The organism is Streptomyces sp. NPDC008313, from assembly GCF_042956125.1.
Taxonomy (GTDB): domain Bacteria; phylum Actinomycetota; class Actinomycetes; order Streptomycetales; family Streptomycetaceae; genus Streptomyces.
Map to the genome: position 1 here is coordinate 1 of NZ_JBIBFR010000007.1, position 12,153 is coordinate 12,153.

The window sequence follows — 12,153 nt, forward strand, 5'->3', positions numbered from 1 at the left end:
CAGCCCGCCCCCTTGTGGATACCGCATGCCCCGGTGATACCGCACGAGCGACGAGCCGTCAGCCCCTGCGACACCACGAGTTCAACCTCAGTAACACGAATCCGCCGATGGGTAGTTGCTGACTGCCCACTCATTTGATCGTCGATCAACACCACCCAGTTATGACGGAAGCCACACTTCCGCCTCACACTTCCCGCAAACGTGAAATAGCGACAGTCGCTTTATGGCCACGGAGTGAAAATCGTCCGTCCAGCACACAGCGAACTACCTGTTTCAGCCAGGTCGGCGGGAGCTTCTGGCTTGTTGAATGTGCAGTGATCAACGAATGTGGCGGCGGATATCGGCCGCCATCCGAGGAGATGTCGAATGGTCGCCAGGGCCGACGACTTCGCGAAGCGGTGGGCCGTCTGGTCCGCGTACGACAACAGCCCCCGGCGTCATGCCGGGGGCTGTGTTGTTGCTGGAAAACCCTGCTAGGGAAGGTTCCGCGCCATCACGATGCGCTGGACCTGGTTCGTGCCCTCGTATATCTGGGTGATCTTGGCGTCGCGCATCATGCGTTCGACCGGGTAGTCGCGGGTGTAGCCGTAGCCGCCGAGGAGCTGGACGGCGTCCGTGGTGACCTCCATGGCGACGTCGGAGGCGAAGCACTTGGCAGCGGCGCCCTGGAAGGTGAGGTCGCTGTCGCCGCGCTCGGACTTGGCGGCGGCCGCGTAGGTGAGCTGGCGGGCGGCCTCGATCTTCATGGCCATGTCGGCGAGCATGAACTGGATGCCCTGGAAGTCGGCGATCGGCTTGCCGAACTGCTTGCGCTCCTTGACGTAGCCCTTGGCGTAGTCGAGGGCGCCCTGGGCGATGCCGAGGGCCTGGGCGGCGATGGTGATGCGGGTGTGGTCCAGCGTCTTCATCGCGGTGGCGAAGCCGGTGCCCTCCTCGCCGATCATGCGGTCGGCGGGGATGCGGACGTTGTCGAGGTAGACCTCGCGGGTCGGGGAGCCCTTGATGCCGAGCTTCTTCTCCGGGGCGCCGAAGGAGACGCCCTCGTCGGACTTCTCGACGACGAAGGCGGAGATGCCCTTCGAGCGCTTCGTCGGGTCGGTGACGGCCATCACCGTGTAGTACTCGGACTCACCGGCGTTGGTGATCCAGCGCTTGACCCCGTTCAGCACCCAGAAGTCGCCGTCGCGGACGGCCTTCGTCTTCATGCCGGCCGCGTCGGAGCCGGCGTCGGGCTCGGAGAGGCAGTAGGAGAACATGCCGTCGCCCTTGGCGAGCGGCGTCATGTACTTCTTCTTCAGGTCCTCGGAGCCGGAGAGGATCACCGGGAGCGAACCGAGCTTGTTCACGGCGGGGATCAGGGAGGACGACGCGCAGACGCGGGCCACCTCCTCGATCACGATGACCGTCGCGAGCGCGTCCGCGCCCGCGCCGCCGTAGCTCTCCGGCACGTGCACGGCGTGCAGGTCGTTCGCGACCAGGGCGTCGTGGGCCTCGCGGGGGAAGCGGGCCTCCTCGTCCACCGCGGCGGCGAACGGGGCGATCTTCGCCTCGGCCAGCGAACGGATCGCGTCGCGGAGCATGTCGTGCTCCTCGGACGGGCGGTACAGGTCGAAATCAGCCGATCCGGCCAAGGTCTCTCACGCTCCAAGGACGCTAACTACCGTTAAGTAACTCAAATTTTACGGCTCCGCCCGCACAGCCGCCCACGGGCTGGACACGTGAGCTTGGCGACAGGGCGCGGACCCGGGCGCGGAACGAGCCGGGGGCACGGGCGCGGACGTGTACGCCGGCAAGGGGAAGTTGCCCCGTGAGAAGCCCTGTCATGCCCGGACTATGCTCGGTCCGCGCACTTATGAGCGCACCTTGCTGGACACCTAGTCGAACGCACCCACGAGCGCACCCGCGGCCGCAGACCTCTGGAGCATCCATGGCCCTCAAGATCACCGTGATCGGCACCGGCTATCTCGGCGCCACGCACGCCGCGGCCATGGCCGAGCTCGGCTTCGAGGTCCTAGGGCTCGACGTGGTGCCCGAGAAGATCGAGATGCTGCAGCGGGGCGAGGTCCCGATGTACGAGCCCGGTCTCGAGGAACTGCTGCGCAAGCACGTCGCCGGTATCGAGGGGTCCACCGGGCGGCTGCGGTTCACCATGGACTGGGCCGAGGTCGGCGACTTCGGCGACGTCCACTTCGTCTGCGTGAACACGCCCCAGAAGCACGGCGAGTACGCCTGCGACATGAGCTACGTCGACTCCGCCTTCGAGCTGCTCGCCCCGCACCTCAAGGGGCCCGCCCTGGTCGTCGGCAAGTCCACCGTCCCCGTCGGCTCCGCGGACCGGCTGGCCCGCGTCCTCGCCGAGCGCGCCCCCGCGGGCGAGGACGCCGAGCTGGCCTGGAACCCGGAGTTCCTGCGCGAGGGCTTCGCCGTGCAGGACACGCTGCACCCCGACCGGATCGTCGTCGGTGTCCGCGGCGAGCGGGCCGAGAAGCTGCTGCGCGAGGTGTACACGACGCCGGTGAGCGAGGGTTCGCCGTTCGTGGTGACCGACTTCCCGACCGCCGAGCTGGTGAAGACCTCCGCGAACTCGTTCCTCGCCACCAAGATCTCCTTCATCAACGCGATGGCGGAGGTCTGCGAGGCCGCCGGCGGCGACGTCGCCAAGCTGGCCGAGGCGATCGGGCACGACGACCGGATCGGGCGGAAGTTCCTGCGGGCCGGGATCGGCTTCGGCGGCGGCTGTCTGCCGAAGGACATCCGGGCGTTCATGGCGCGCGCCGGTGAGCTGGGCGCCGACCAGGCGCTCACCTTCCTGCGGGAGATCGACTCCATCAACATGCGACGGCGCGGCCAGATGGTCGAGATGGCGCGCGAGGCGCTGGGCGGCGGTTCCTTCCTGGGCAAGCGCGTGGCCGTGCTCGGCGCGACGTTCAAGCCCGACTCGGACGACGTGCGGGACTCGCCCGCGCTGAACGTCGCGGGGCAGATCCACCTCCAGGGCGGCCAGGTCACCGTCTATGACCCGAAGGGCATGGAGAACGCGCGCCGGCTCTTCCCGACGCTCGGCTACGCCGACTCGGCCGCCTCGGCCATACGGGGCGCCGACGTCGTCCTGCACCTCACGGAGTGGCGCGAGTTCCGGGAGCTGGACCCGGAGGCGCTGGGCGAGGTGACCGCCGCCCGCGTGCTCCTCGACGGACGCAACGCCCTCGACCCGGAGCTGTGGCGCCGGGCGGGCTGGACCTACCGGGCGATGGGGCGGCCGACCGCCTAGAACACGGCGCAGCGCGGCGCGTCACAGCGCGGCGCCGCGCACCACGGACGGGTGACGCCGGTCCGGCCGAGGCTCAGTCGGCCGGACCGGCGTCCGTTCGTATTGTCCACCGTCGTCCCCGCCCGCGCGGCACAACCGGCGGCTTCGCTGTCCGTTGATCGCTACTTCGCGCGGTAGCGGCGCATCTTCGCGCGGGCCCCGCACACCGCCATGGAGCACCAGCGGCCGCGGCCGGCCGGGCTGCGGTCGTAGTACGCCCAGTGGCAGGTGGGCAGTTCGCAGGCCTTGAGGCGGAGCCAGGTCCCGGCGGTGAGGGCCTCCGCGACGGCTGCCGCCACGCGGGAGGGCAGCGGCGCCGCGTCCACGGGGGCGAGGGCCGCCGAGCCGTCGCTCTCGTCGACGGCGACCAGCAGCGGCGCCCGCGCCAGCAGGGCGCCCAGGGGTGTCACCGCCCGGTGCGGCGGGTGCCCCGCGTGCGCCAGGCAGACGGCGCGCAGCGACTCCCGCAGCTCCCGTGCCTCCGGTACCTCCTCCTCGCGCAGGCCGAACGCCGCGCGGCCCTCGGCCGTGTCCAGGGTGTCGGCGCCCGTCGCCAGATCCACCGTGTTGACCAGGGCCTCCACGAGCGCGAGGCCGTCCGGTGCGGGGGCGCGGTCATTCATGGTTGCGACGTTACCTCCAATGGGGCAGCATGCAGTAACCGTTACCGGTAGAGGCCGCTTACCGGTAACAGCGCCATGTCCGCATGGTCACCGGTCAGTGGTCACCGATCGAGGAGAAACCCATGGCAATCGCCGAACTGGGAGCCGTCGTCCTGGACTGTCCCGACCCGGGCGCGCTCGCCGCGTTCTACGCCGAGGTGCTCGGCGGCACGGCCGAGGGAGAGGGCGACTGGATCGACCTGCGGCTGCCCGGCGGGCGGACGCTGGCGTTCCAGGCCGCGCCCGGCCACGTACCGCCGAAGTGGCCCGCGGCCGACGCCTCGCAGCAGTTCCATCTGGACCTGACCGTGAACGACCTGGACACGGCGGAGAAGGGTGTCCTCGCGCTCGGCGCGACGGTGCTGGACGCCGCCGACCGGTCGCGCAACTGGCGCGTCTACGCCGATCCGGCGGGGCATCCGTTCTGCCTCTGCGCCTGCTGAGCGGCGGCCCGGCGGCAAGCGGTGGCGCGCACCGGTCGGCGGGGCGGGACCTGAGGGTCAGCCGCCGCCCGGGCGCGCTCCGTCCAGGTCCGCCGGCCGCAGGGTGGACGGGCCCCGGCGGGTGCGGGCGGCGCGGCCCGCGAAGTCCGCGCCGCGCAGCACCCGCTGGACGTTGCCCCAGGTGAGCAGGGCGAGGTCGGCCGGGGACCAGCCACGGTCGAGCAGCTCGGCGACCAGACGGGGGTAGCGGGAGCAGTCGGCCAGTCCACGCGGGTGGGCGGCCCCCGTGTCGTAGGTGCCCGAGAGGCCGACGCACTCGGGGCCCGCGAGCCGCCGGACGTGGTCGAGGTGGTCGGCCACGTCCCGTACCGCCGGGCCCGTCTGCTCGGCCGTGAGTGGCACCATGCACAGTCCCCCGGCGGCGCCCAGCGCGGCGAGGACGTCGTCGGGGAGGTTGGCCGGATGGGGGCGCAGGGCGCGGGCGGCCGAGCGGGTGCACAGGACCGGCGCCCTGGAGACCGCGAGGGCACGGCGGGCGGTGGCGTCCGAGGCCCCGGAGAGGTCGGCGAGGACACCGAGCCGGTTCATCTCCCGGACCACCTCCTCGCCGAACCTGGTCAGGCCCGCGTCGCCCGCCCAGGACGTGCCGGTGAGGGTGAGGACGCGCAGCCCGAGCGCGTGCAGGGAGCGCAGGACGCCCAGTGAGTCGCCGATCGCGGCGGCTCCGGCGGGACCGAGCAGCACGGCCACCCGTCCGCAGTGGCGGGCGTCGGCGGCCTCGCTCGCGTCGCGGGCCGCCCGCAGTCCCTCGGGGTGCTCCCCGATCACCCGCCTCACCACGTCCAGCAGTTCCAGGGTCGCGCCGACCGCCTGGTCCCCGGTGACGCCCTCGGGCAGGTGCAGCGAGCAGAAGAGGGCGCCGACCCGTCCGTCGCGCAGCCGGGGCAGGTCGGTGTCGACGGCGCTCTCGCCCAGCTCCAGGTCGTAGAAGTGGAGGCGGCGCAGCGCCGTCGCCAGGCCGTTGCAGCCGTCGGCGACGGGGTGGGCGTCGAGCAGGGCGCGCGCCCGCTGGAGGGAGTCGGCGAGAGCACCGGACAGGGGGTCGCCCTCCGGCGGGAGCGAAGGCGCCTCGTCCGCGAGGCCGGCTTCGTCCTGGAGCCCGGCCCCGGCGGTCGCCGGCACGCCGGGCGGGGCCTCCCGCCGGTCCAGGGGCAGTGGGCCGGTCGCCGGTGCGGACGGTGAGGGGTCGAGGTCGCCCACCTCGGCGGTGGTGCGCAGTTCGTCCTGCAGGTCGGCCATGGCGGGACTCCGGTGAGTGAGCGTGGTCGCAGCGGCTCTCACACCGTCGCACGCGGGTCCGGGGGCTTCCTGATGGGCGGGGCGTTCGGGGGTACGCGCGCACGGGCGCGTACCGCGGACCCGCCCGGCGCCCGCCCGGACGCCGGGCTACGCACGCACGGGCGCGAACGGCAGCCCGGCGAGCCCCGAGGAACCGGCGTCACGGGGGTACGCGCGCACGGGCGCGTACCCCCGGACCGCGCCAGGAGCCGGCGGTTACCGGCTCGCGTCGTCCAGCTGCCGCAGGGTCGCGTTCGACGGGGCCCGGCTCGCCCGCAGCTCGCGGGAGACGTCCTCCGCCGCGCCCAGCACCCGTACCGCGTTCTGCCAGGTCAGCTTGGCGAGGTCGGAGCGGGACCAGCCGCGGTCCAGGAGCTCGGCGACCAGGTTCGGGTACCCGGCGACGTCGTCGAGGCCGTCCGGGGTGAACGCGGTGCCGTCGTAGTCGCCGCCGATGCCGATGTGATCGACTCCGGCCGCCTCGCGCATGTGGTCGAGGTGGTCGGCGACCGTGGCCACCGTGGCGACGGGGCGCGGGTGGGTCTCCTCGAAGGCGCGGTGGACCTTCATCGCCTCGGCGGTCGTGGCGAGGTGGTGGAAGCCGTGCCGGCGCATGTTGTCGTCGGCCGCCGCGGTCCAGTCGACGGCCGCCTGGAGCACGAACTTGGGGACGAACGTGGCCATCGCCACTCCCCCGTTGGCGGGCAGCCGCTCCAGGACGTCGTCCGGGATGTTGCGCGGGTGGTCGCAGACGGCGCGGGCCGAGGAGTGGGAGAAGATGACCGGCGCCGCCGAGGTGTCGAGGGCGTCCCGCATGGTCGTCGCGGCGACGTGCGAGAGGTCGACGAGCATCCCCTCGCGGTTCATCTCCCGTACGACCTCGCGGCCGAAGGCCGACAGGCCGCCGGTGCGCGGGGTGTCCGTCGCCGAGTCCGCCCAGTCGTTGTTGTCGTTGTGGGTGAGCGTCATGTAGCGCACGCCGAGCGCGTACAGCTGCCGCAGGGTGCCGAGGGAGTTGTCGATGGAGTGGCCGCCCTCCGCCCCCATCAGGGAGGCGATGCGGCCCTCGGCGCGCGCCGCCTCCATGTCGGCGGCGGTCAGCGCGGCCCGCAGGTCGGCGGGGTAGCGCTCGATCAGCTGCCGTACGCAGTCGACCTGCTCCAGCGTCGCGGTGACGGCGCCCGGCAGGTCGGAGCGCACGTACACCGACCAGAACTGCGCGCCGACGCCGCCCGCGCGCAGCCGCGCCAGGTCGGTGTGGAGGTGGGCGCTCTGGTCGGTGGCGATGTCGCGGGCGCCGATGTCGTAGCGGACCTGCTCGCGCAGGGCCCACGGCAGGTCGTTGTGCCCGTCGACGACGGGGAAGTCGGCGAGGAGGGCGCGCGCCCGGTCGAGGGAGGTGCCGCGGGTCTCGTCCGGGGAGGGCACGGGCGTCACTTCCCGAATCCGAAGCCGCTGCCCGCCGCGTTCTCGACCTTGGAGCGCAGCCGCTTGCCCTTCTCGGTGGCCTGGTCGTTGAGCTCCTGCTGGAACTCGCGCATACGGCCGAGGAGTTCCTCGTCGTGCGCGGCGAGGATCCGGGCGGCCAGCAGTCCGGCGTTGCGCGCGCCGCCGACGGAGACCGTGGCGACGGGGACGCCGGCCGGCATCTGGACGATCGACAGCAGCGAGTCCATGCCGTCCAGGTACTTCAGCGGGACCGGCACGCCGATGACGGGCAGCGGGGTGACCGAGGCCAGCATTCCGGGCAGATGGGCGGCGCCGCCCGCGCCCGCGATGATCGTCCTGAGGCCGCGGTCGGCCGCCTGCTCGCCGTACGTGATCATCTCGCGCGCCATGCGGTGCGCGGAGACGACGTCGACCTCGTAGGGGATCTCGAACTCGTCGAGGGCCTTGGCGGCGGCCTCCATGACGGGCCAGTCACTGTCGGAGCCCATGACGATGCCGACGACGGGCGACTGCGGGGACGTGCTCATTCGGTGATCGTGCCTCTCAGGTATCCGGCTGCGTGCCGCGCGCGCTCCAGGACGTCGTCCAGGTCGTCGCCGTAGGTGTTGACGTGGCCGACCTTGCGGCCGGGCTTCACGTCCTTGCCGTACATGTGGATCTTGAGCTGGGGATCGCGGGCCATGCAGTGCAGATACGCGGAGTACATGTCCGGGTAGTCACCGCCGAGGACGTTGACCATGACCGTCCACGGGGCGCGCGGGCGCGGGTCGCCGAGGGGCAGGTCCAGGACGGCGCGTACGTGGTTGGCGAACTGGGAGGTGATCGCGCCGTCCATCGACCAGTGGCCTGAGTTGTGCGGGCGCATCGCGAGCTCGTTGACGAGGATGCGGCCGTCGCGGGTCTGGAACAGCTCGACCGCGAGGTGGCCGACGACACCGAGTTCCTTGGCGATGTTCAGCGCCATCTCCTCGGCCCGCAGCGCGAGGTCCTCGTCGAGACCGGGCGCGGGCGCGATGACCGTGTCGCAGACGCCGTTCACCTGCCGGGACTCGACGACGGGGTAGGCGACGGCCTGGCCGTGCGGGGAGCGGACGACGTTCGCCGCGAGCTCACGGACGAAGTCGACCTTCTCCTCGGCGAGCACGGGAACGCCGGCGCGGAACGGCTCGGCGGCCTCCTCGGCGGAGTCGACGACCCACACGCCCTTGCCGTCGTACCCGCCGCGGACCGTCTTGAGGACGACGGGGAAGCCTTCGCCCTCCGCCGCGAACGCCGCCACGTCCTCGGGACCGGCGACGATCCGGTGCCGCGGACAGGGCACACCGATCGCGTCGAGCCTCGCCCGCATCACGCCCTTGTCCTGGGCGTGCACGAGCGCGTCGGGGCCGGGGCGCACGGGGATGCCGTCCGCCTCCAGGGCCCGCAGGTGCTCGGTGGGGACGTGCTCGTGATCGAAGGTGATCACGTCACAGCCCCGCGCGAAGTCGCGCAGCGTCTCCAGGTCGCGGTAGTCGCCGACGACGACCTCGCCGACCACCTGCGCCGCGGAATCCTGGGGCGTGTCACTGAGGAGCTTGAACTTGATGCCGAGCGGGATGCCTGCCTCGTGTGTCATACGAGCGAGCTGGCCACCGCCGACCATGCCGACTACCGGAAACGTCACGCCCCCAGGGTATCGGGCGGCCGGGGCGGCCCGTTCCGGCCACTGGGTTCCGGCCACCGGGCCCGGTGGGCGCGGGGCGGGACACAGGTACGCGGGCGGCGCGGGGGGCACCTGGTTAGAGTGGCTTGGTCGACGAAATCCGACCAGGAACACCACGAGGGCGTCACATACGGCGCCGACACCGGACCGATGGGGGCTGGCGACACCATGGACAGTGCTTCGTCGGGGCGTCGTCCGGCGCCCCGGAGCGCGGTACGCCGCCAGATCGACCGGTTCGCGGCGGAACTGGTGAAGTTCGGCGCGGTCGGCGGGGCGGGGCTGCTGGTCAACCTGCTCGTGTTCAACCTGGTGCGCAACACCACCGGCCTGCAGGTCGTGCGGGCGAGCGTCATCGCCACCGTCGTCGCCATCGCCTTCAACTACGTGGGCTTCCGCTATTTCACCTACCGGGACCGCGACAAGGGCGGCCGCACCAAGGAACTTACCCTGTTCCTGCTGTTCAGCGCGGTCGGCCTGGTGATCGAGAACGGCGTGCTGTACGCGGCGACGTACGGGTTCGGCTGGGACAGCCGGCTGCAGAGCAACATCTTCAAGTTCGTCGGCATCGGTGTGGCGACCCTCTTCCGCTTCTGGTCCTACCGGACCTGGGTCTTCCGCACGCTTCCGGCCCACGAGAGCGCCGCGGCGGCCGGAGCGGTCGATGCCGGGCCGCGCACGGAGGCGGTCCTCGACCGGCCGGACCCGGGCCGCGCGGAACGCTCCACGCAGCGGGTCGGCTGACCCGGCGCGCCACCCGTCGGCGACCCGCTATCTGACCGTCGGCTCCGCGTCGCCCTCCGCGGGCCGCTTCAGCGGGGTGCGGGACAGGAAGAGGCCGAAGACCGGGGGCTGGGCCTGGAGCATCTCCAGACGGCCGCCGTCGGCCTCGGCGAGGTCGCGGGCGACGGCCAGCCCGATCCCCGTGGAGTTGCGGCCGCTGATCGCCCGCTCGAAGATACGGGCGCCCAGGTCACCGGGTACGCCGCTGCCCTCGTCGGTGACCTCCACGACGGCCTGGTTGCCGGTGACACGGGTGCGCAGGGCGACGGTGCCGCCACCGTGCATCAGTGAGTTCTCGATCAGTGCCGCGAGGACCTGGGCGACGGCGCCCGGGGTGCCGACCGCCCGCAGATGCCGCTTGCCCGAGGTGACGATGGCACGGCCCGCGCTGCGGTAGGCCGGGCGCCACTCCTCCAGCTGCTGCTTGATGACCTCGTCCAGGTCGAAGGAGACGGCGGAGCCCGTCCGCGGGTCGCGCGCGTTGGTCAGCAGCCGCTCCACGACGTCCGTGAGCCGCTCGACCTGGGCCAGCGCGATCGTCGCCTCCTCCTTCACCGTGTCCGGATCGTCGGTGAGGGTGATCTCCTCCAGCCGCATGGACAGCGCGGTCAGCGGTGTACGCAGCTGGTGGGAGGCATCGGCGGCCAGCCGGCGCTCGGCGGTGAGCATCCGGGCGATCCGCTCCGCGCTGCCGTCCAGGACGTCGGCGACGCGGTCCAGCTCCGCGACCCCGTACCGCTTGTGGCGCGGTCGCGGGTCGCCGGAGCCCAGCCGTTCCGCCGTCTCGGCGAGGTCGGTGAGCGGGGAGGTGAGGCGGTTGGCCTGGCGCACGGCCAGCAGGACGGCGGCGATCACGGCGAGCAGGGCCACGGCGCCGATGATCAGCAGGGTCCGGCCGACCTCCCGGGTCACGGACGAGCGAGACTCCTCGACGGTGACCGTCTCGCCCTGCTCACCGGTGGCCCTGGCGTGGATGACGTCCCCGGCCGGCTCGGTGCCGATCTCGATGGGCGCCCGGCCGGGGAGCCGGATCATGGCGTACCGGGCGTCGGCGACCTGGTCCTGGAGGATCTCCGCGGTGATCTGCTCGTCGCCGAGGATCCTGCTGTCCACGATGCTCGCGAGGCGCAGCGCCTCGGAGTCCACCCGCTCCTGCGCGCTGTTGCTGATCGTGCGGGTCTCGACGATCACCAGGGAGAGCCCGAAGACGGCGATCACGACGAGCACCACGGCGAGCGTGGAGTTGATGAGACGGCGACGCACAGGGCCTCCGGACAGGTGGCGTACGTGAACTCGGGGCCCCCGGCGGGCTGGGGTCTTCCGTTCGGATCAGGGGCCGCGAGCCCGGCACGACCCGGACGAAAGGCCCCGGGTCCGCTCCGGACTCAGCTCTTCTCGAAGCGGAAGCCGACCCCTCGGACCGTCGCGATGTAGCGGGGGTTGGCCGCGTCGTCGCCGAGCTTCTTGCGCAGCCAGGAGATGTGCATGTCGAGGGTCTTCGTCGACGACCACCAGGTGGTGTCCCACACCTCGCGCATCAGCTGGTCGCGGGTGACGACCCGGCCCGCGTCCCGGACGAGGACCCGGAGCAGGTCGAACTCCTTGGCGGTGAGCTGGAGTTCCTCGTCGCCCATCCAGGCGCGGTGCGACTCGACGTCGATGCGCACGCCGTGGGTGGCGGGCGGCTGCTGGGGCTCGGCGGCGCCGCGCCGCAGCAGCGCGCGGACCCGGGCGAGGAGTTCGGCGAGGCGGAAGGGCTTGGTGACGTAGTCGTCGGCGCCCGCGTCGAGGCCGACGACGGTGTCCACCTCGTCGGCGCGCGCGGTGAGGATCAGGATCGGCACCGCGTGCCCCTCGGCGCGCAGCCGGCGGGCGACCTCCAGACCGTCCATGCCGGGCAGTCCGAGGTCCAGGACGACCAGATCGACGCCGCCCTGCATCCCGGCGTCGAGCGCGGTGGGTCCGTCCTCGCGTACTTCGACCTCGTAACCCTCCCTGCGCAGGGCACGGGCCAGCGGCTCCGAGATGGACGCGTCGTCCTCGGCGAGCAGTACACGGGTCATGGGGTGATGGTAGACCGCCGCGCACGGCGGCCGTCAGGTGATCGCGAAGCGGGCTCCCGGCGCACGGGCGCGGGCTTCTTACCTTGGCGTGCGGGGGTTCTTACCCGTGGCTGCGACCGTTCGGTGCGGAAGCGCGCTGAGCGGTCCGCCGGCCGCCGCCGGACATCCGGTGGGCGGCCGGCGGCCCGTGCCCGACGGCGGGCCGCGCTTCCCGCTCCGGCCGCGGGGCCCGCCGGGGCGGGTCGCGGCCGGGCGCGGGTCCGCGGACCCCTCGGTTCACACTTCCGGCCTCCGCCCGCTCCGAGTCCGCTCCGGGTTTCGCTCTCCGCGACCGGCCGGTTCGCTCCTGCGGCTGTGGGATGAGATCGTTGTACGGACCTTCGAATACTCCTTGTGGTTCCGTCGT

General features: G+C 72.3%; 11 protein-coding genes. 3 read left to right on the plus strand and 8 right to left on the minus strand.

Translation table 11 applies throughout. From position 1 onward, the window contains the following. Positions 1-473: 473 nt before the first annotated feature. The gene (locus ACFY93_RS11260; RefSeq protein WP_391356260.1) at positions 474-1,631 is read right to left on the minus strand and encodes an acyl-CoA dehydrogenase family protein; all 1,158 of its coding nucleotides are present in this window, start codon (positions 1,629-1,631) and stop codon (positions 474-476) included. Between the two features lie 296 nt (positions 1,632-1,927). Between ACFY93_RS11260 and ACFY93_RS11265 the strand changes: the two genes are divergently transcribed. Then, positions 1,928-3,271 carry a nucleotide sugar dehydrogenase gene (locus ACFY93_RS11265; protein ID WP_391356262.1) on the plus strand — a complete coding sequence of 448 codons (1,344 nt, stop codon included), beginning with the start codon at positions 1,928-1,930 and terminating at the stop codon, positions 3,269-3,271. A gap of 161 nt (positions 3,272-3,432) precedes the next feature. Here the strand turns inward: ACFY93_RS11265 and ACFY93_RS11270 are convergent, their stop codons facing one another. Then, a complete protein-coding gene (locus ACFY93_RS11270) occupies positions 3,433-3,933 on the minus strand; it encodes a CGNR zinc finger domain-containing protein (protein WP_391356265.1) in 501 nt (166 codons plus the stop codon). Positions 3,934-4,055: 122 nt separating this feature from the next. On the opposite strand from ACFY93_RS11270, the gene ACFY93_RS11275 reads away from it, so the two are divergent. Continuing rightward, entirely contained in the window at positions 4,056-4,415 is a 360-nt protein-coding gene (locus tag ACFY93_RS11275; RefSeq protein WP_391356267.1) for a VOC family protein, read from the plus strand. Between the two features lie 57 nt (positions 4,416-4,472). On the opposite strand, the gene ACFY93_RS11280 is transcribed toward ACFY93_RS11275, so the two are convergent. The 4 genes from ACFY93_RS11280 to ACFY93_RS11295 form a co-directional block, all read right to left on the minus strand. Then, on the minus strand, positions 4,473-5,714 hold the full coding sequence (locus ACFY93_RS11280; protein ID WP_391356269.1) for a membrane dipeptidase: 1,242 nt from the start codon (positions 5,712-5,714) through the stop codon (positions 4,473-4,475). Between the two features lie 255 nt (positions 5,715-5,969). Next, positions 5,970-7,181, minus strand: coding sequence for a membrane dipeptidase (locus ACFY93_RS11285; RefSeq protein WP_391356799.1), 1,212 nt, complete (start codon positions 7,179-7,181; stop codon positions 5,970-5,972). 5 nt (positions 7,182-7,186) lie between these two features. Beyond that, positions 7,187-7,729 carry a 5-(carboxyamino)imidazole ribonucleotide mutase gene (gene purE / locus ACFY93_RS11290; protein WP_391356272.1) on the minus strand — a complete coding sequence of 181 codons (543 nt, stop codon included), beginning with the start codon at positions 7,727-7,729 and terminating at the stop codon, positions 7,187-7,189. Continuing rightward, entirely contained in the window at positions 7,726-8,865 is a 1,140-nt protein-coding gene (locus tag ACFY93_RS11295; protein ID WP_391356275.1) for a 5-(carboxyamino)imidazole ribonucleotide synthase, read from the minus strand. Before ACFY93_RS11295 ends, purE begins: the two co-directional genes overlap by 4 nt. 207 nt (positions 8,866-9,072) lie before the next feature. Here ACFY93_RS11295 and ACFY93_RS11300 point away from each other — a divergent pair, with 207 nt between their 5' ends. Beyond that, on the plus strand, positions 9,073-9,645 hold the full coding sequence (locus ACFY93_RS11300) for a GtrA family protein (protein WP_391356802.1): 573 nt from the start codon (positions 9,073-9,075) through the stop codon (positions 9,643-9,645). 27 nt (positions 9,646-9,672) lie between these two features. Here ACFY93_RS11300 and ACFY93_RS11305 read toward each other — a convergent pair whose 3' ends face one another. After that, positions 9,673-10,947: an ATP-binding protein gene (locus ACFY93_RS11305; protein WP_391356278.1), complete on the minus strand. Its 1,275-nt coding sequence runs from the start codon at positions 10,945-10,947 to the stop codon at positions 9,673-9,675. 122 nt (positions 10,948-11,069) lie between these two features. After that, on the minus strand, positions 11,070-11,747 hold the full coding sequence (locus ACFY93_RS11310) for a response regulator transcription factor (RefSeq protein WP_064533465.1): 678 nt from the start codon (positions 11,745-11,747) through the stop codon (positions 11,070-11,072). Between the last annotated feature and the right edge of the window lie 406 nt (positions 11,748-12,153).